General features: G+C 65.8%; 15 protein-coding genes. 6 read left to right on the top strand and 9 right to left on the bottom strand.

Going from position 1 to position 18,581, the window contains the following annotated elements; all coding sequences use genetic code 11:
* The first annotated feature begins 142 nt into the window (after positions 1 to 142).
* Both AC1DQK_RS17395 and AC1DQK_RS17390 read left to right on the top strand, forming a co-directional pair.
* A complete protein-coding gene (locus tag AC1DQK_RS17395) occupies positions 143 to 1,138 on the top strand; it encodes a dihydrodipicolinate synthase family protein (protein WP_477872813.1) in 996 nt (331 codons plus the stop codon).
* A gap of 240 nt (positions 1,139 to 1,378) precedes the next feature.
* A complete protein-coding gene (locus tag AC1DQK_RS17390; RefSeq protein ID WP_477872811.1) occupies positions 1,379 to 1,906 on the top strand; it encodes a DUF1993 domain-containing protein in 528 nt (175 codons plus the stop codon).
* Positions 1,907 to 2,492: 586 nt separating this feature from the next.
* Here AC1DQK_RS17390 and AC1DQK_RS17385 read toward each other — a convergent pair.
* The 6 genes from AC1DQK_RS17385 to AC1DQK_RS17360 form a co-directional block, all read right to left on the bottom strand.
* Positions 2,493 to 3,455: an MBL fold metallo-hydrolase gene (locus tag AC1DQK_RS17385; RefSeq protein WP_477872809.1), complete on the bottom strand. Its 963-nt coding sequence runs from the start codon at positions 3,453 to 3,455 to the stop codon at positions 2,493 to 2,495.
* 13 nt (positions 3,456 to 3,468) lie between these two features.
* Positions 3,469 to 3,804: an STAS domain-containing protein gene (locus AC1DQK_RS17380; RefSeq protein ID WP_477872807.1), complete on the bottom strand. Its 336-nt coding sequence runs from the start codon at positions 3,802 to 3,804 to the stop codon at positions 3,469 to 3,471.
* Positions 3,805 to 3,873: 69 nt separating this feature from the next.
* Complete coding sequence (locus tag AC1DQK_RS17375) at positions 3,874 to 4,503, bottom strand: arylesterase (protein ID WP_477872805.1); 630 nt, start codon at positions 4,501 to 4,503, stop codon at positions 3,874 to 3,876.
* Between the two features lie 184 nt (positions 4,504 to 4,687).
* Positions 4,688 to 5,287: a M23 family metallopeptidase gene (locus AC1DQK_RS17370; protein ID WP_477872803.1), complete on the bottom strand. Its 600-nt coding sequence runs from the start codon at positions 5,285 to 5,287 to the stop codon at positions 4,688 to 4,690.
* A 14-nt stretch (positions 5,288 to 5,301) separates the two neighbouring features.
* Positions 5,302 to 6,234 carry a L,D-transpeptidase family protein gene (locus tag AC1DQK_RS17365; RefSeq protein WP_477872927.1) on the bottom strand — a complete coding sequence of 311 codons (933 nt, stop codon included), beginning with the start codon at positions 6,232 to 6,234 and terminating at the stop codon, positions 5,302 to 5,304.
* 123 nt (positions 6,235 to 6,357) lie between these two features.
* Positions 6,358 to 7,941 carry a peptide chain release factor 3 gene (locus AC1DQK_RS17360; RefSeq protein WP_477872801.1) on the bottom strand — a complete coding sequence of 528 codons (1,584 nt, stop codon included), beginning with the start codon at positions 7,939 to 7,941 and terminating at the stop codon, positions 6,358 to 6,360.
* A 171-nt stretch (positions 7,942 to 8,112) separates the two neighbouring features.
* On the opposite strand from AC1DQK_RS17360, the gene AC1DQK_RS17355 reads away from it, so the two are divergent.
* Both AC1DQK_RS17355 and AC1DQK_RS17350 read left to right on the top strand, forming a co-directional pair.
* Positions 8,113 to 9,294, top strand: coding sequence for a BaiN/RdsA family NAD(P)/FAD-dependent oxidoreductase (locus AC1DQK_RS17355; protein WP_477872925.1), 1,182 nt, complete (start codon positions 8,113 to 8,115; stop codon positions 9,292 to 9,294).
* Between the two features lie 102 nt (positions 9,295 to 9,396).
* On the top strand, positions 9,397 to 11,175 hold the full coding sequence (locus AC1DQK_RS17350) for a DEAD/DEAH box helicase (RefSeq protein ID WP_477872799.1): 1,779 nt from the start codon (positions 9,397 to 9,399) through the stop codon (positions 11,173 to 11,175).
* 118 nt (positions 11,176 to 11,293) lie between these two features.
* On the opposite strand, the gene AC1DQK_RS17345 is transcribed toward AC1DQK_RS17350, so the two are convergent.
* The 3 genes from AC1DQK_RS17345 to AC1DQK_RS17335 all read right to left on the bottom strand — a co-directional run bounded on the left by AC1DQK_RS17345 (position 11,294) and on the right by AC1DQK_RS17335 (position 16,665).
* On the bottom strand, positions 11,294 to 13,087 hold the full coding sequence (locus AC1DQK_RS17345) for an acyl-CoA dehydrogenase C-terminal domain-containing protein (RefSeq protein ID WP_477872797.1): 1,794 nt from the start codon (positions 13,085 to 13,087) through the stop codon (positions 11,294 to 11,296).
* Between the two features lie 132 nt (positions 13,088 to 13,219).
* On the bottom strand, positions 13,220 to 15,526 hold the full coding sequence (locus AC1DQK_RS17340; RefSeq protein WP_477872795.1) for a 3-hydroxyacyl-CoA dehydrogenase NAD-binding domain-containing protein: 2,307 nt from the start codon (positions 15,524 to 15,526) through the stop codon (positions 13,220 to 13,222).
* 2 nt (positions 15,527 to 15,528) lie between these two features.
* The gene (locus AC1DQK_RS17335; protein WP_477872794.1) at positions 15,529 to 16,665 is read right to left on the bottom strand and encodes a thiolase family protein; all 1,137 of its coding nucleotides are present in this window, start codon (positions 16,663 to 16,665) and stop codon (positions 15,529 to 15,531) included.
* A 167-nt stretch (positions 16,666 to 16,832) separates the two neighbouring features.
* On the opposite strand from AC1DQK_RS17335, the gene AC1DQK_RS17330 reads away from it, so the two are divergent.
* A complete protein-coding gene (locus tag AC1DQK_RS17330) occupies positions 16,833 to 17,237 on the top strand; it encodes a DUF2147 domain-containing protein (protein ID WP_477872792.1) in 405 nt (134 codons plus the stop codon).
* Between the two features lie 32 nt (positions 17,238 to 17,269).
* Positions 17,270 to 18,580, top strand: a complete 1,311-nt coding sequence (locus tag AC1DQK_RS17325) for an OmpP1/FadL family transporter (protein ID WP_477872790.1) — start codon at positions 17,270 to 17,272, stop codon at positions 18,578 to 18,580.
* Position 18,581 lies beyond the last annotated feature (1 nt).

Raw genomic sequence — 18,581 nt, 5'->3', positions numbered from 1 at the left:
AGTCATTGCCTTCTGCACCAGCCTGACAAACAAGCAGAATATCAGCCGCATTGGTCCCCTTCACGTCAAACGGAGACAATGGCGATTGTCCTGACAGCATTACCCGCGCTAGCGCCTCGGATGACCTTTCAAGGAGAAGATAATGTCCGCCCCGAAGCTCAGGATTGAATCTGCCGGAATCAATGGCCTGTGGCCGATGTTACCCACGCCGGCGAAGGAAGGCGCTTCGGACTGGCGTAGCCGCGATACTGTCGACCTCGACGAAACAGCGCGAATGGTTGAGGCGTTGATCGAGGCGGGAGTCGATGGGCTTATGAGCCTGGGCACCTATGGTGAGTGCCATAGCCTGACCTGGGATGAGAAGCTGGCCTTCGTCGGCTGCGTCCTGGAGACCATTCGCGGACGCATCCCGTTTTTCGCTGGTACGACAGCACTCAATACCCGCGAGGTAATTGCCCAGACCCGGGCGATGCACGAGCTTGGCGTTTCTGGCACGATGCTGGGCGTGCCGATGTGGTGCAAGAACGATGTCGCGACAGCTGTTCAATTCTATAATGATGTTAGCGAAGCCTGCCATGACACGGCGATTATGATCTATGCCAACAGTGAGGCATTCAAGTTCGAATTCCCCCGTCCGTTCTGGGCGCAGGTCGGCAAGCTGCCGCAGGTCGTTGCTAGCAAGTACCTCGGAATCGGTTTGCTGGCAGCCGACCTCAACCTTGCTCCCGATATCCGCTTCCTGACGCACGAGGCGGACTATTACGCCGCCTCGCGTATTGCTCCGGACAGGATGACTGCGTTCTGGTCAAGCAGCGCGCTGTGCGGGCCACGCCCGGCGCTGGCGCTGCGCGACGCGGTGGCCAAGGCCAAAGTCAGCGGCGACTGGAGCAATGCCAAGGCGATCGCCGACCGTTTCCAGCAATGCGAACAGGGCTTGTTCCCGCGTGGTGAATTCACGGAATTTTCAAAGTTCGCCGTGGGGCTCGAAAGGGGGCGGATGAACGCTGCCGGTTGGGTGCGGGTTGGCGACCCTCGTCCGCCATATCATGTTGTCCCCGCGGAATATCTGGAAGGCGCCAGTCGCTCGGGACGAGCCTATGCAGCATATCATGCAGAACTCCAGCGATCAGGCCTCTAATGTCGAGCGGGGCACAGTCAATCCTCCAACTCGAATGGCCCCAATCGGCCTTCAGCGTGATGCTCTCGGCGAGCGGGTACATCGTGTCGCAGATCACCAGATCGGCCTTGCCGCAGAAGCTGTCGAAGGCCGTCTTGTCCTCGACATCCTCCATAGCGCATAGTCGCATTGAAAGGCCTTTCCGTAGACCGAAAGGATCGAGGCCGATTTCCAACCGACCAACATATTCGGAGAGATGCCTTGACCTTTTCCCTCTACGCCGCAGTCATACCGCCCTACCAGCGGACGCTCGGCAATCTCGCCGCGCTGCTCGACAAGGCGGAGGGCTGGGCGGCTGATCAGGGTATCGCTGAACAGGATATATTGGGCGCGCGGCTGGCGCCCGACATGTTCGACTTCGCCTATCAGGTGAAATCGGCGTCGGTCCACTCGATCGGCGCGATCGAAGCCGTCAAGCGGGGCAGCTTCTCACCCGACAGGACGCCGCCCGGCGAGAGCTTCGCGGCGCTGCGCGAACAGCTCCGGTCGACCCGCGCGGCGATCGACGCGATCAGCCCGGCCGAGATCGACAAGTTGGTCGGCCGCGACATGCGTTTCGTGATCGGTGAATATCATGTTGATTATTCGGCCGAGAGCTTCCTGCTCTCCTTCTCGCTGCCGAATTTCTATTTTCATGTGACGATCGCCTATGCGCTGCTGCGCGCGCGGGGCATGCCGATCGGCAAGCTCGACTATCTCGGCCAGCTGAACCTGGTGAAGGCCGGATAAGCGGGCGGCTTTTAATCTGGCGCACCCGACTCCGCTCATCCTGGAGGGACTGAGCCTGGCGAAGGCCTGTCTCGAAAGATCCTTCGAGACGCCATTTCGACTTCGCTCAATGGCACCTCTGGATGAGCGGTATTTGGATTCAACCTGGGCCCGTCATTCCAGCCCTTCGACTGCCCGCAAGGCAGGCGCTCAGGATAAACTTCAGCCAATGGCTGAAAGCTGGAATCTCTCTGTGCTCCCTTGTTGCGAAAAGGGCCAAGGGAGATCCCAGCTTGCGCTGGGATGACGGGCGGGAGGGACGTGGGTGAAGGCGGCCGCCTGAATCTCTCCGCCGTCACCCTGAACTTGTTTCAGGGTCCACCAGGAGCCTCGGCGTGCGGTTTGTGGCTGGGTGGATGCTGAAACAAGTTCAGCATGACCGAGGTGAAAGCGAGTGCGAACCGAGGCATGCGAAGGCGGGTTCGCGGCTGGGCCCAACAAGGGGCCCCTGTTGGGGACCTCCTTCGATACGCCATTTCGACAAGCTCAATGGCACCTCAGGATGACGGCATCTTGTCCAGCTTGAACAAACAGACGCCAGGCGTCGTCAGACCTCCAGCTCCAGGCTGTCATAGGAGCAGACGATCTCGAGCGGCCTGCCGCCACGGCGGCTGAGCGCCTCGTAGCGGATCGTCTCGTCGTAGAGGCGGTCGATGTCGGCGTCGGTGCTGGTCGGCTCGTGGTGGAACAGCACCAGCTTTCCGGCGCCGGCGCCATGGCACAGGTTGACCGCCATGACATTGCTCGAATGGCCCCAATCGGCCTTGAGAGTGATGCTCTCGGCGAGCGAGTACATGGTGTCGCAGATCACCAGATCGGCCTTGTCGAAGAAGGTCTCGAACGCCTTCTTGTCCTCGACATCCTCCATGCGATGCTCGGCATCGGTGGAGAAGACCATCGTCCTGCCGTCGCGGCGGAAGCGCCAGGCGTAGGAGACATGGCTGTGGTCCTGCGGCATCAAATCCACGTCGATGCCGTCGACATGATAGGTCTGGCCGGGGGTCAGCACCTTGAACTCGATCTTGGCGCGCAGCCAGTCGAAGGCGACGGGGAAGCTGATCTCCTCCTGCTGGCGGCGCAGCGCCTCCTCCGCGTCGGCATGGCCCGAATGGATCACGATCGTAGCGCCGGGATCGAAGGCCGGGCCGAAGAAGGGGAAGCCCATGATATGGTCCCAGTGGAGGTGGGACAGGAAGAAATTATAGGTGCGCGAGCGGCCGGCGGCGACGCGGCGGAAGGCGTCGTTGCCCAGCTCGCGCAGGCCCGAGCCCATATCGAGGATGAAGAAGCTGTCGTCGGCGCCCTCGATCTCCAGGCAGGTGGTGGCGCCGCCATAGGTGTGCGCTTCGGCGAAGCTCAGCTCGTCATTGACGAAGGCGCGCGCGGCCGCCTCGTCCGCGAAGGAGCGGCCCGAGGCGCGCAGCAGGGCACCGACGACCTTGTCCTCGATCGCGCGGGCGCGGGGGGCGACCGGCAAGGAACCCCGCGTTCCCCAGAAGCGCACGAGCATCGAGCCGTCCCCCTCAGCCGTCGTTGGGATCGAGATGATCGACGATGTCGAAGATCAGCTGATAGCGACTGATTTCAAGCACCTCGCGGATGGCGGGGCTGGGGCGGGCGAGGATGATCTTCACATTGCTGGTGATCGCCTCCTTGCGGGCAATCGTCAACGCCATCAGCGCGCCTGCCGAAATATGATCCACGCCGGCAAGATCCAGGACGAACTCGCCCCCATCGCCGGCAGCGCTCGCGACGCCGTCGCGCAGACGATCGAGGAAGGCTTCGCGCGCATCATCGCCGATTTCGCCCGCCGGTTGCCCTATCGGTCCCCGCGCAGAAGAGGACGCCGACCATATCATCGAAGCCCTCCCCCGATCTGTTTCGGAGGCGAGCTTAGGGCCTGATCGGATCGGCTGCAACGGCTCTGATTACCGCTGTGTCAGCAGGGGCTTAACCCGCGGCAATATGCCCCTGACGATCACGGAAACCCCGGCCCTGTTGGGATGGATGGCGTCGCCGATATGCAGCGAACGGTCGCCGATGATGCCCTGCAGGAAAAAGGGATAGAGCGGGACACGATATTTTTTCGCGAGACGCGGATAGATCATGTCGAAGCGGCGGGCATAATCGGGGCCGAGATTGGGCGCAGCCATCATCCCGGCGAGCAGGACCGGAATGCGGCGCCCGGTCAGTTCCGCGAGGACCGCGTCGAGATTCGCCTCGGCGTTGCCGGGATCGAGGCCGCGCAGCATGTCGTTGGCGCCGAGTTCGACGATCACGAGATCCGGCTTGGCCTTCAGCGCCGCGAGCACCCAGTCGAGCCGCGCCCGCCCCTGCGCCGTCGTATCGCCGGACACCGCGGCATTATGTACCCGTGCCGCGACTCCCTGCCGCCGCAACGTGGCTTCGAGCTGCGGCACGAATCCCTGGCCCGGCGGCAGCTGGTACCCCGCCATCAGGCTGTCGCCGAACGCGACCACCAGCTTGTCGGCCGCCTGGGCGGGTGCAGAGATGAGGGCGAGGGCGAGGAGGGCGAGGAGCCGGCGGATCAGCGTCATGCGCGGGATATTGGCACGACATGGCCGAATGTCACCCCTTACGCCTGAGTGCTGCTGCCTGCCCCCAACGCCGTCATTCCAGCGAAAGCTGGAATCTCTCTGCCTTGAAGGGCTGAGAAAAAGGCGAAGGGAGATCCCAGCTTTCGCTGGGATGACGGACAAAGGCAAAAGAAGCCCTCCGCCGTCAGCGCGACGGCGTGGGTTTGCGCCCCACCAACAGCGGATAGGGGTTGATCGCTTTGCCCTGATACCAGGCCTCTCCGGGGGCCATCGCGTTGATCGCATAATGGAGGTGCGGTGCCTCCACACTTGCATCGCCGGTCGAACCGACCGTGCCGATCGGCTGGCCGGGCTTCACCTTCTGTCCCTCGGCCAGGCCGGACGCATAGCCGTCGAGATGGGCGTAATAATCGATCCACTGCCCACCCGGCCGCCGCACATAGATGGTGAGGCCACCGCGCTCGCTGTCGAAGATCTTCTCGACCGTGCCCGCCGCGGCGGCGAGCACGGGCGTCCCGCGCGGTGCCATGATGTCGATCGCATCATGGAGGCGGCCCTCGCTGCGGGCATCGTCGAACGTATCGGAGAGCTGATCCGCCCGCACGCCCGCGACGGGGATCACGAGACCGCCGCGGCCGGCCTCGGCGACCGGCACCGCCTCGCGCTGCGGCTCCGTCCTGGATGCGACGGAACCGTCCTTCCCGTCCGACAGGTTGAGGATGATGACCCAGGCGACATAGCCGGTCGCCACCAGCAGCAACATCAACGCGATCCTGCGAATCATTCCGCTCGCCTCGATCAGTCCTGGAAGACAGCGGGGGTGCCCGGCTTCACCATCATCGCCAGCCGCGCCGCATCCCAATTGGTCAGGCGGATGCAGCCATGGCTCTCGGTCTTGCCGATATTGTCCGGATTGGGCGTGCCGTGGATGCCATAATGCTGCTTGTCGAGATCGATCCACACCACCCCGACCGGCCCGTTCGGCCCCGCCGGCAGCACCGCCTTCTGGTCCTTGCTGTCGGCATCCCAGAACAGCTTGGGGTTGAAATGGAAGACAGGGTTGTAGGAGCGGCCCTGGATCTTCCACGTGCCGATCGGCAGGGGATCATGGCTGCTGCCCATCGTCGCCGGAAACTGCGCGACGAGCTTGCCCGCGCTGTCGAGCGCGCGCAGTACGCCATCCGACCTGTCGACCACCACCTTCGCCACGTCCGGCTGCTGCGAACCGACATTCAGCGTCCACAGCGTCTTGCGCCAGTCCGGCTTGAGATCGGCGGCATAATCCTGCGCCGGTGGAATGATGTTGGGAACCTTGATCGTCACGCCGGGCACCAGCTGGGTCTGCGGCGAGTTGAGCGCAATCAGCGTCGCCTTGCTGGTGTGATAGCGCTCGGCCAGCTTCTCCATCGCGTCGGAATAGCCGAGCGTCCGCATCCTGGCCTGCTGCGTCTCGCTGGCGGGGATCGGCCCGACAAAGGGCCCTTCGAGGATCTGGGGGCTGAGCTTCACGTCGATGACGGTGGGCATCGCACGATAGGCATCGAAGCTGCTGACCGTTGCATCGTCGAGCTGCCCGGAGACGGTTAGGCCGTTGGCCTCCTGATAGCCTTTCAGCGCCTTGGAAAAGTTCAGCCCCCTGACGCCGTCGATCACGCCGGGGCCGAAGCCCAGCCGGTCGAGCAGCACCTGGGCCCCGAGCACGGCCGGATCGGGAGCCACCGCGTTCGCCATGGCAGGCAACAGGGCGGCGGCGATGATGATCGATTTTACGCTGCGCACAAAAACTCCTCTCGGTCGTAACGAGGGGAGAACGTGTGTCTCGCTATTTCTATCCGCTGAGGCTTACCGTCGAGGTTACCGCCGATCGCGGGTCGCGGAGAAGCGCAGGGCGGGGAAGCGCCCCTGGATATAGTTCAGTTCCCACTGATCCTTGGCCATGAATACCGGCGCGCCGTCGCGATCCTCGGCCATCGCGGCGCGGTGAAGCCCCTTGAACTCCTCGAGCGCCTTGTCGTCATCGGCGGCGATCCAGCGCGCAGTGTCCCAGGGCGAAGGCTCGAAGCCGGCCGCGACCTTATACTCGGCCTGGAGGCGCGAGATCATCACCTCCAACTGGAGCTGGCCGACCACGCCGACGATCCACTGCGACCCGATCGAGGGATGGAAGACCTGCATGATCCCCTCCTCCGCCATGTCGTTCAGCGCGTTGCGCAGCTGCTTGGTCTTGGTCGGATCGGCGAGCTTCACCCGCCGCAGGATTTCCGGCGCGAAATTGGGGATGCCGGTGAAGCGGATCATCTCGCCCTCGGTCAGGGTATCGCCGACCCGCAAGGTGCCATGATTGGGGATGCCTATGATGTCGCCTGGAAAGGCTTCTTCGGCGAGCTCGCGATTCTGGGCGAAGAACAGGATCGGGCTGTGGACCGCGATGGTCTTGCCGGTGCCGACCTGGTTCAGCTTCATGCCGCGCCGGAATTTGCCCGAGCAGAGCCGCATGAACGCGACCCGGTCGCGATGCTGCGGGTTCATATTGGCCTGCACCTTGAACACGAAGCCGGCGACATTGGGCTCGCCCGGATCGACGTCGCGCGGCTCGCCCGGCTGCGGCCGCGGCGACGGCGCGAAATCGGCGAGCGCGTCGATCAGCTGCTCGACCCCGAAATCCTTCAGCGCCGATCCGAAATAGACCGGCGTCAGATCGCCGTTGAGATAGGCGGTCTCGTCGAACGGCGCATAGCCGACCCCGGCCAGCTCGACCTCTTCGCGCAGCTGGGCGAGGCACTGCTCGGACAGCAGATCCTCCAGCTGGGAATCGTTGATGCCGGCGACCGAGACCGCGTCACCTTCATAGGCACCGGTCGCGTCCGACGCAGGGCGATAGAGCCGGTCGCGGGCGAGATCGTAGATCCCCTCGAAAGTGCCGCCCATGCCGGCCGGCCAGCTCATCGGCGATACGTCGAGCGCCAGCGCGTCGGCGATCTCGTCGAGAAGCTCGAAGGTCGGCCGGCCTTCGCGATCGACCTTGTTGACGAAGGTGATGATCGGCACCGAGCGGAGCCGGCACACCTCGAACAGCTTGCGGGTCTGCGGCTCGATGCCCTTGGCGGCATCGATCACCATCACCGCCGAGTCGACCGCCGTCAGCGTGCGATAGGTATCCTCGGAGAAATCCTCATGGCCCGGCGTGTCGAGCAGGTTGAAGGTGATGCCGTCGCGCTCGAAGGTCATCACCGACGAGGTGACGGAGATTCCGCGCTGCTGCTCGATCTTCATCCAGTCGGAGCGCGCCCGGCGGGTCTGGCCGCGCGCCTTGACTTCGCCGGCAAGATGAATCGCACCGCCGAAGTAGAGCAGCTTCTCGGTCAGGGTGGTCTTGCCGGCATCCGGATGCGAGATGATCGCGAAGGTGCGGCGGTCGGGGCGGTTCTGCTTGCTCATGATCGCGGCGGCCGATAGCAGCCTTCCAGCAAAAGCCCAACGCCGTTCGTGTCGAGCCCTTCGACTGCCTTGCAGGCGCTCAGGACAGGCTTCGGCCGGACGGCCGAAGTCGAGACACGGTTCCCCGCGCCAACGTCCCTCGACTTCGCTCGGGACGAACGGAGATCCACCATCCCCACCCCCTACGACATCATCATCCTTGGAGCCGGCGCCGCGGGCTTGATGTGTGCGCTGACCGCAGGACAGCGCGGCAGGCGCGTGCTGCTGCTCGACCATCTCGACCGGGTCGGCGCCAAGATCCTGATCTCGGGCGGCGGGCGGTGCAATTTCACCAATCTCGACGGGGGGCTGGCCGACCGTTACCTGTCCGCCAACCCGCATTTCGCCAAGTCAGCGCTGGGGCGCTACACGCCCGCCGACTTCATCGCGATGGTCGACGCGCACGGTATCGCCTGGCACGAGAAGACGCTGGGCCAGCTGTTCTGCGACGGATCGGCGAAGCAGATCATCGCAATGCTGGAAGACGAGTGCTCCCGGGGCGGCGTCGAGACAAGGCTGCTGACCCGCGTGACCAGCGTCTCGCACACCGATGGCCTGTTCCGCGTCGAGACGCCGCATGGCACCGAGCAGTCCCAGGCGCTGGTGATCGCCACCGGCGGTCCGTCGATCCCGAAGATGGGCGCCACCGGCTTCGCCTATGATGTCGCCCGACAGTTCGGCCTGAAGGTGGTCGAGCCACGGCCCGCGCTGGTGCCGCTGACGCTGGGCGCGGAGGATCGGCTGTTCGAGAGCCTGTCGGGCGTGTCGCTCGATGTGGTCGCGAGCCTTGGCAAGGCGCGCTTCCGCGAGGCGGCGCTGTTCACCCATCGCGGCCTGTCCGGCCCCGCGATCCTCCAGATCAGCAGCTATTGGCGGCACGGCGACAGCCTGTCGGTCGATCTGCTCCCCGGCGACGACGCCCGCATGCTGCTGACCGATGCCAAACGCGCGCGGCCCAACGCCGAACCGCGCACGATATTGCGCGAACGCTTTCCCGATCGGCTGGCGGACGTCCTCGCCGATCGGCTCGGCCTGTCCGGTCCGCTCGTCACCCACAAGGATGCGGCGCTGGCCACGGCCGGCGCGCGTCTCAACGGCTGGACCTTCACGCCGAACGGCTCCGAGGGCTTCGCGAAGGCCGAGGTGACCATCGGCGGCGTTTCGACCGACGGCCTCGACCAGCGCAGCCTGGCGGCGAAGCGCGTGCCCGGCCTTCATTTCATCGGCGAGGCCGTCGATGTGACGGGCTGGCTCGGCGGCTATAATTTCCAATGGGCATGGGCCAGCGGGCGCGCGGCGGGCGAAGCGATTTGATCGGACCGACCGCCACTGGTGTTTTGCGGCGTCTTTGCCTATAGGGGCCTTCAACATGGCCGCGCGCGCGAGGCGCCGGTACCTTTTGCAATCGGATATCAGATGCCCTTTTCTACCCTGCCCCGGCCGGTCGCCGAGGCAATCACCGAGCGTGGCTACACCGAGCCGACGCCAGTACAGGCCCAGGTGATCACGGCGGACGCGAGCGGCCGTGACCTGCTCGTTTCCGCGCAGACCGGTTCGGGCAAGACCGTCGCCTATGGCCTCGCCATCGCCGAAACCCTGTTGCAGGGCGCCGAGACGCTGCCCAGGCCCGGCGAGCCGCTTGCGCTGATCATCGCCCCGACCCGCGAGCTTGCGCTCCAGGTGCAGCGCGAACTGCAGTGGCTCTATGCCAAGCTCGGCGCGCGCGTCGCCAGCTGCGTCGGCGGCATGAACGTCCGCGTCGAACAGCGCGCCCTGTCCTATGGGTGCCATATCGTCGTCGGCACGCCCGGTCGTCTCAAGGATCATCTCGAGCGCGGCACCCTGCAACCCGGCTCGCTGCGCGCGGTGATCCTCGACGAAGCCGACGAAATGCTCGACCTCGGCTTCCGCGAGGACCTCGAGGAAATCCTCGACCTCACCCCACCCGAGCGCCGCACCCTGCTTTTCTCGGCGACGATGCCGAAGCCGATCGCCCTGCTCGCCAAGCGCTACCAGCGCGATGCGCTGCGCATCGAGACGGCCAGTGCGCGCGAGAGCCATGCCGACATCGACTATCGCGCTATGGCCGTGGCCCCCGCCGACATCCAGCATGCCGTCGTCAACGTGCTGCGCTTTCACGAGGCGAAGGGCGCGCTGGTATTCTGCGCGACCCGCGAGAATGTCCGCCGGCTGTCGGCGACGCTCACCGAACGCGGCTTCTCGGCGGTGACGCTTTCGGGCGAGTTGAGCCAGAACGAGCGCAACCACGCGCTGCAGGCGCTGCGCGACCGCCGCGCCCGCATCTGCGTCGCGACCGATGTCGCGGCGCGCGGCATCGATCTTCCCGGCCTCGAACTGGTGATCCATGCCGAGCTGCCGATCGATCCGGAGACGCTGCAGCACCGTTCGGGCCGCACCGGCCGCGCGGGCCGCAAGGGCACCTGCGTCCTCATCACCCCCTATCAGCGCCGCCGCCATGCCGAACGGCTGCTGCGCGCTGCGAACGTCAACGTCAGCTGGGATCCGGTCCCCACGCCCGACGACATCTATGCGCGCGACCAGGAGCGGCTGCTCGAGAGCCTCGCCGTCGGCGAGGTTTCCGAGGAGGATCTGGAGGTCGCCCGCAAGCTGCTCGAGACGCGCAGCGCCGAGGAGATCGCCGCCGCCTTCGTCCGCACCCAGCGGCAGAGCCTGCCCGCGCCCGAGGACCTGATCGATGCGTCTCCGGCTGCCCGCGGCGACCGCGATCAGGCACAGCGCGAGCAGGGTCCGCGTCCCGGATTCGAGGACACCGTCTGGTTCCGCATGAACGTCGGCCGCGGCGCCAACGCCGATCCGCGCTGGCTGCTGCCGCTGCTGTGCCGCCGCGGCCACATCACCAAGCGCGACATCGGCGCGATCCGCATCTTCCAGACCGAGACCCGCTTCGAAATCCCGCGCGCGATGGCGGGCAAGTTCCTCGACGCGCTGAAGCGCACCGCGGGCGAAGAGGATGGCGTTGTGATCGAGCCGGCCGGGGATGCGCCGACCCCGCCCGTCGCCCAGCTGCGCGACCGCCGCGGCCCGCCGCCGCGTGCCCAGCTGCGCCCGAATGGTCCGCCCCGCGGCGGGCCGCGTGGTCCAGGTGGGCCGGGCGGTCCCAAGCGCTACAGCCCGAAGCCGTTCGGCGGCGGGGGCGGACGCAAGCCGGGCTGAGCCCCTCCGCCGCCATCCTGAACCTGTTTCAGCATCCACTTATAATCAGGGGCGCTGCCCAAGTGGACGGGTGGATGCTGAAACGAGTTCAGCATGACGTTCACGATAAGTCAGGTCCTCAGAACGCCGCTTCGGGCATATCCATCATCGAACCCTTCCCCGCCTTGATCGCGGAGAACAGCCCCGCCGCCTGCGGCAGGATGCGTTCGTAGAAGAAGCGTACCGTGACCAGCTTGGCGGCGTAGAAGCCGTCGGGATCCTGCCCCGTCATAGCCTTCATGCCGGCGACCTTGGCCGATCGGGCAAAGAGATAGGCGATCGCCACGAGGCCGAGCAGCCGCAGATAATCCGATGAGGCAGCGCCGGCTTCCTCGGGATCGGCCATGCCCTTCTGCGCGATCGTCGCGGTCGCCAGCTGGAGCGCGCCGAATGCCTTCTCCAGTCCGCCGACCAGCTCGCCCATACCGGGCACCGCCTTGTGCTGCTCGATGAACTCGGACACGGGGTGGAAGAAGGCGCGCAGATAGCGGCCGCCGTGCGCCGGCAGCTTGCGGCCGACCAGATCGAGCGCCTGCACCCCGTTGGTGCCCTCGTAGATCATCGCGATACGGGCATCGCGGGCATATTGCTCGACACCATGCTCGCGGATGTAGCCATGGCCGCCATAGACCTGGACGCCGAGTTGCGCCGCCTCATGGCCGAAATCGGTGAGCAGCGCCTTGACCACCGGAGTCATCAGCGCGGTGAGGTCCTCGGCGCGCTGGCGCACGTCGGGATCGGGCGAATGACGCTCGGCATCGAGCGCGCGGGCGATCCAGATGCTCAGCGCACGCCCGCCCTCGCTATAGGCGCGCATCGTCATCAGCATGCGGCGGACATCGGGATGGACGATGATCGGATCGGCGGGGAGGTCGGGCCGCTTGGGACCGGAGAGCGCGCGGCCCTGCAGCCGATCCTTGGCATAGGCGACTGCACTCTGATAGGCGGCGGTGCCGATGCCCAATCCCTGTACACCGACCGAAACGCGCTCGGTGTTCATCATCGTGAACATCGCGGCGAGGCCCTGATTGGGTTCACCGACCAGCCAGCCGCTCGCATCGTCGAAGCTGATCTGGCAGGTCGCCGACGCCCTGATCCCCATCTTGTGCTCGATGCCGGTGCACGACACGCCGTTCGACGGCCCGACCGAACCGTCCGGCTTCGGCAGATATTTGGGGACGACGAACAGGCTGATCCCCTTCACGCCCTTCGGCGCATCGGGCAGGCGCGCGAGGACGAGGTGGATGATGTTCTCGGTCAGGTCGTGGTCGCCCGCCGAGATGAAGATCTTGTTGCCCGTGATCTTGTAGCTGCCGTCATCCTGCGGCACCGCCTTGGTGCGCAGCAAGCCCAGGTCGGTGCCGCAATGCGGCTCCGTCAGGCACATCGTGCCCGACCAGACGCCCGACACCATGTTGGGCAGGAAACGCTCCTGCAATTCGGGCGTGGCATGGCTCTTCAGCGCGGTGGCGCCGCCATGGGTCAGGCCGGGATAGAGGCCGAAGGAGACATTCGCCGCGCTGATCATTTCCTCGACCAGCTTGTTCACGGTCTCGGGCAGGCCCTGGCCACTCCATTTCGGATCGCTCGCGAGCGCGCACCAGCCGCCGTCGCGGAACTGGGCATAGGCTTCCTTGAAGCCGGCGGGCGTGCGCACCACGCCATTTTCCCAGGTGCAGCCTTCGAGATCGCCGCTGGCGTTGAGCGGAAGCAGCACGTCCTGCGCAAGCTTGGCCGCCTCGTCGATCACGGCGTCGATCAGATCGGGCGTGAACTCGGCATGGGCCGGAATGCCGCCGAAGCCGTCGGCATCGTCGAACAGCTCGTGGATGACGAAGCGCATGTCGCGCAGCGGGGCCTCGTAGACTTGCATCTGTCTTCTCCATCCTAACCCCCCTCCCCTTCAGGGGAGGGGCAGGGGGTGGGGCCTCACCCCAAGCACCAGTCCCGAGGAGGGTAGGCCCCACCCCAACCCCTCCCCTGAAGGGGAGGGGTTTTTTGTTGCTCAATTCCGCAGCGGCTTGCCGGTCGCGAGCATCGTCTCCACCCGGGCGATGGTGCGCGGATCGCGAATTCGCTGCATGAAGGCCGCGCGTTCCAGGCCCAGCATCTGCTCCTCGGTCACCACGTCTACCAAGTCGGCATCGCCACCGGTGAGCACGGTCGCCAGGGCGTCCGAGACCACCATGTCATAGTCGGTCGCCACGCCACGCTTGTGGAAGCCCTCTGCCGCCATGCCGAGCGCGACGCGGCCACTTTCGCCCGGCAGGCGGAACTCGGGCGGCTTCGGCGGTTGATAGCCATCGACGAGTGCCAGCGCCTTCGCCTTGGCATCGGCGAGCAGCCGGTCGCGGTTCATCGTGATGCCGTCGGACGGCCGCAGGAACAGAAGCTCCTTCGCTTCGGCGGCCGACTTGGCGACGGTGGCCGTCGAGATGATCTCGAAGGTCCTGGCCACGGCGGGCATCGGGCCCTTCGGCAGCACGCCCGCCTTGACCCAACGGTCGATCATCTCGCCGCAGCCGCCCCAGCCGGGGACGATGCCGACGCCGCATTCAACCAGGCCGACATAGGTTTCGGCGTGCGCCTGGATCGCATCGGAATGGAGCAATATCTCGCAGCCGCCGCCGAGCGCCATGCCGGCCGGTGCCGAAACTACCGGAAAAGGTGAGTATTTCAGCGCCTTATAGGCCTGTTGGCCGCCCGCGACGAGCTTGTCGATCTCGCCCCACGCGGCGATGTTCAGCGCGAACAGCGCCAGGCCGAGATTGGCGCCCGCCGAAAAATTGCTGCCCTCATTGTATACCACCAGCGCCTTCATCGAGCCTGCGACATGCGCGACGGATTGGCCGAGCAGCTTGAGGGTGTCGCCGTCGAGCGCATTCATCTTCGAGCTGAACTCGAAGCAGGCCACCCCGTCGCCGATGTCCCACAATGCCGCGGAGCCGTTCTTCATGATCGGCTTCGACGCACGCTTGACGTCCTCGAGGAGCACCACGCCCTCGGCTCGCACGACATCATGATAGTCGCCATCGAGCCCGAGATATTGGCGCCTGCCGCCCTCGATCCGGTAGAAGCTGCGATCACCGGCCAGCGCCAGGATCGAGGGCACCGGCCTGCCCTCGTCGGCGAGGCGCTTCGCGAAGGCCGCGGCGCCGAGTTGATCGATCAGCTCGAACGGGCCATATTTCCAATTGTAGCCAAGCTTCATCGCCGCATCGATCGCGACGATATCGTCGGCGATCGTGCCGGCGAGGCTCGCGGCATAGGCCAGCACCTGACCCAGTACGGCCCAGGCGAAATCCCCGGTCGGCCCGGGCGTGGCAACGAGTGCGGCGAGGCCGGCGCGCGGCACGCTGGCCTTGATCGCCGGACGGTATTGGCCGGTGGCGAGGTCGATCGCCTCTTTGCGCTTCCCGGCCTCCCGGTTGATCCGGTAGAAGCCGCCCTTGCCCTTGCGGCCGGTATAGCCGTCGGCGATCATCCTTTCGATCAACGGCGTCGGCCGAACGCTGGCATGGAAGGCGTCGCCGGCCGGCAAGGTCGCGCTCATGCTTTTCTGAAGCAGGGGCATCAGGTCGATGCCGACCAGATCGACCAGCCCGAAGATCGCCGTCTTGGGGACGCCCATCGGCTGGCCGCCGATGGCATCGGCCTCCTCGACGGTCAGGCCGAGATCCATCGCCGCGTTGATCGCCACCTGCAGCCAGTAGGTGCCGATCCGGTTGGCGATGAAGCCGGGCGTGTCGTGGGTGCGGACGACGCTCTTGCCCATGGCCCGGTCGACGAAGCCGGCGACCATGGCCGCCGTCTCCGCATCGGTCTTCGGGCCGGTGACCAGTTCGAGCAGCCGCATATAGCGCGGCGGGTTGAAGAAATGGGTGATCATGAAGTCGGCGGCGAACGCCTCCGACCGGCCGTCGATCAGCTGTGCGAGCGGGATGGTCGAAGTGTTCGACGAGATCGCCGTGCCGGCTTTTCGAACCTGCTCGAGCTTCGCGTAGAGGCCCTGCTTGATCTCGAGCCGCTCGATCACCGCCTCGACGATCCAGTCGCATTCGGCGACCCTGGCGAGGTCGTCCTCGATATTGCCGGTCTCGACCAGCTTCGCGGCCGCCTTCGACATGAACGGTGCGGGCTCGGCCTTCTGCATCTTCGCGACCGCGCCCTCGGCGATCGCGTTGCGATTTGCCCCATCCTTCGGGACGATGTCGAGCAGCAGCACCGGGACTCCGGCGTTCGCGACCTGCGCGGCGATTCCCGCGCCCATCGTGCCGGCGCCGATGACGCAGACTTTCCGGATCGGCTCCATGATCACACCGCCTCGAGGATGGTGGCGATGCCCTGCCCGCCGCCGATGCACTGGGTCGCCAGCGCATATCGGCCGCCCTCGCGCTTCAACAGCGACGCGGCCTTGCCGACGATGCGCGCTCCGGTGGCGCCGAGCGGATGGCCGATCGCGATCGCGCCGCCGTCGAGGTTGACGGTCGCGGGGTCGAGCCCGAGTTCGTTGCTGCAGGCGAGGGCCTGGCTGGCGAAGGCTTCGTTGAGTTCGACGACGCCGAGATCGCCGACGGCGAGGCCCGCCCGCTCGAGCGCCTTGCGCGATGCGGAGACCGGGCCGATGCCCATGATCTCGGGCTCGCAGCCCGACACCGCGACGCTCCTGATCCGCGCGAGGATGGCAAGGCCGTTGGCCTTCGCATAGTCCTCGCTCGTCACCAGTACCGCCGCCGCGCCGTCGGTCAGCGGCGACGAGGTGCCGGCGGTGACCGTGCCATTCTGGTCGAAGGCAGGCTTCAGGGCGGCAAGCGCCTCGGCCGTGGTGCCGGGGCGCAGCACGCCGTCCAGATCGACCAGGCCCTTCTTCGTCCTGATCGGGACGATCTCGTCGGCCAGCCTGCCGCCGTCGCGCGCGGCAGCGGCCTTCTTCTGGCTTTCGAGGGCGAAAGCTTCCTGGGTGGCACGCGGGATCTGGAACTGGGTGGCGACATTCTCGGCGGTGTCGCCCATGCCGATATAGGCGCCCGGCCGCTTCTTCGCGAGTTCGGGGCTGGGCAGCGGGTTATAGCCCATCATCGGCACCCGGCTCATGCTCTCCACGCCCGCGCAGATGAACACCTCGCCCGCGCCGATCGCGATCTGGCCCGCGGCGATATGGATGGCGCTCATCGACGATCCGCAGAACCGGTTCACCGTCATGCCGCCGACCTTGATCGGAAGATCGGCGAGCAATCCGATCAGCCGTGCGACGTTGAGCCCCTGCTCCCCCTCGGGGAAGGCGCAGCCCAGAACGATGTCCTCGATGTCGTCGGGCTTGATGCCGCTTCGCTCGATCAGCCCGCGAATCACCTGCGCGGCGAGATCGTCGGGCCGGACGCGGGCGAGATCGCCCTTGCCGGCAAGATGGAAGGGCGAACGCGCATAGCCTGCGATCACGGCACTTGGCATCGGACTCCGTCTCCTTGGCGCGGCTTTTCTGCAACAGCCGCAGATGAATTGCCTTATGGGTATGAAGATTACCCTATACGTTAATATCTTTTTGTGCAATCCATGTTGCACCACGAAGCACGACCCGATCGCAGCATCGGGCGGCTCGCAGGAGGATGAGCAGGGCAATGACGATCATGCTTATGGCGTTGGCCATGGCGGCGGGTGCGAGCCCGGACGCGGTGGTCGGCCGATGGAAAACCGAGACCCGCAACGGCATCGTGGAGATTGCCCGCTGCGGCACTTCCCTCTGCGGGAAGCTGGTGACGTCGGACGGCATCGCCGCCAATCCCGCGATAAAGGACGTCAACAACAAGGACGAGAAGCTGCGTGGCCGCGCGCTCAAGGGTCTCCAGATCCTGGGCGGCTTCAGCTTCAAGGACGGAGTCTGGAACGACGGCACGATCTACAATGCCGAGGACGGCAAGATCTATGATGCGCGGATCACTCCGGTGGACGCCAACACATTGAAGCTGAGGGGCTGCATATTCGTGCCCTTGTGCAAGAACCAGACCTGGACCCGCGTGCGCTGAGACGCACCGAGACAAGAGAGGAACGACACCCGATGACCATGTTTTCCCTTCGCCGTATCGCCCTGGCCGGTGCCGCATCGACCGTTGCGCTGGCGGGCGCCGGCGCTGCCCATGCGTCGGCCTTCTATCTGCAGGAACAGTCGGTGCGCGCCGCCGGCCGCGCCTTTTCGGGCGAAGCCGCCGACCAGGGCGCCGCTTCGCTGTGGTGGAACCCGGCCGCCGGCGCGGGCAACGCCACCAGCACCGTCTATGCCGGCGTCGCCGCGATCCTGCCCAAGGGCGATGTCCGCAACAACGGAACGCTGATCGTCCGCCCCGGCCAGGCGCCGGCACCGGTCGGCGGCGAACAGGTTTCCGTCAACCCGCTCAAGAAGGGCGTGCTGCCGTCGGGCGCGGCGTCGTGGAAAGTGAACGACCAGTTCGCCGTCGGCCTGGCCATCACCGCACCGTTCAGCTTCATGACCAACTATAATGGCACGAGCTGGGCGCGCTACACAGCCGACAAGACGCGGCTGACGACCTTCGACGTCCAGCCGTCGATCGCCTTTGCGCCGTCGCCCGTCTTCGGGATCGGCATCGCCCTCAATGCCGAGCACAGCAAGGCGTCCTTGTCGAACTCGCTGCCCAACCTGTCGCCGCTGCTTCCGGATGGGCACCAGACGCTGCGCGGCAAGGGCTGGGACTTCGGCTATAGCGTGGGCGTGCAGATCCACCCCAGCGAGATGATCGACCTGGGCTTCGCCTATAAATCCTCGATCAAGCATGTCCTGAAGGGCAATGTGACCACGGCTGGCCTGCTGGGCCCGCTTGCCGGATCGAACGGCACGATCAACAACATCAAGGCGAAGTTCCGGACGCCGTGGCAGGCGATCGCCAGCGTGCGCGTCCATGCGACCGAAGCGCTGACCCTGAACGGCCAGGTCGTCCGCGCCGGCTGGAACAAGTTCGATGCGATCCGGCTCGGCGCGCCGCTCAACGCTGCCCTGCCGCAAAATTACAAGAACAGCTGGAGCGTCGCGGGCGGCGTCGACTATGCGGTAACCCCGGCCTGGACGATGCGGACCGGCGTCCAGTGGGACGAGACCCCGACGCGCGACGGCTTCCGTGATGCGCGGGTGCCCGATGCCAGCCGCATCAATTTCGCGCTCGGCACCTCCTATGCGATCACCGAGACGATCACGCTCGACGCCGCGGCAAACTATGTCGATTTCAAGGACGCATCGATCGACCGCATTACGGCCGCTTATGCCGGCACACCCGTACAGACCCCGATCCTGACCAACGGCCAGCTGCACAACGCTCGCGCGATCATCCTCGCGCTGGGCGGGCGCATGAGCTTCTAAG

It is taken from the genome of Rhizorhabdus sp. P4_G5 (genome assembly GCF_056401065.1).
This window is presented reverse-complemented; position numbering and strand designations above follow the sequence as displayed.

Coding starts and splice junctions, on each gene's coding strand:
- AC1DQK_RS17395 (WP_477872813.1), top strand. CDS start 143: ATGTCCGCCCCGAAGCTCAGGATTGAATCTGCCGGAATCAATGGCCTG.
- AC1DQK_RS17385 (WP_477872809.1), bottom strand. CDS start 3,455: ATGCTCGTGCGCTTCTGGGGAACGCGGGGTTCCTTGCCGGTCGCCCCC.
- AC1DQK_RS17380 (WP_477872807.1), bottom strand. CDS start 3,804: ATGATATGGTCGGCGTCCTCTTCTGCGCGGGGACCGATAGGGCAACCG.
- AC1DQK_RS17375 (WP_477872805.1), bottom strand. CDS start 4,503: ATGACGCTGATCCGCCGGCTCCTCGCCCTCCTCGCCCTCGCCCTCATC.
- AC1DQK_RS17370 (WP_477872803.1), bottom strand. CDS start 5,287: ATGATTCGCAGGATCGCGTTGATGTTGCTGCTGGTGGCGACCGGCTAT.
- AC1DQK_RS17365 (WP_477872927.1), bottom strand. CDS start 6,234: ATGGCGAACGCGGTGGCTCCCGATCCGGCCGTGCTCGGGGCCCAGGTG.
- AC1DQK_RS17360 (WP_477872801.1), bottom strand. CDS start 7,941: ATGAGCAAGCAGAACCGCCCCGACCGCCGCACCTTCGCGATCATCTCG.
- AC1DQK_RS17350 (WP_477872799.1), top strand. CDS start 9,397: ATGCCCTTTTCTACCCTGCCCCGGCCGGTCGCCGAGGCAATCACCGAG.
- AC1DQK_RS17345 (WP_477872797.1), bottom strand. CDS start 13,087: ATGCAAGTCTACGAGGCCCCGCTGCGCGACATGCGCTTCGTCATCCAC.
- AC1DQK_RS17340 (WP_477872795.1), bottom strand. CDS start 15,526: ATGGAGCCGATCCGGAAAGTCTGCGTCATCGGCGCCGGCACGATGGGC.
- AC1DQK_RS17335 (WP_477872794.1), bottom strand. CDS start 16,665: ATGCCAAGTGCCGTGATCGCAGGCTATGCGCGTTCGCCCTTCCATCTT.
- AC1DQK_RS17330 (WP_477872792.1), top strand. CDS start 16,833: ATGACGATCATGCTTATGGCGTTGGCCATGGCGGCGGGTGCGAGCCCG.
- AC1DQK_RS17325 (WP_477872790.1), top strand. CDS start 17,270: ATGACCATGTTTTCCCTTCGCCGTATCGCCCTGGCCGGTGCCGCATCG.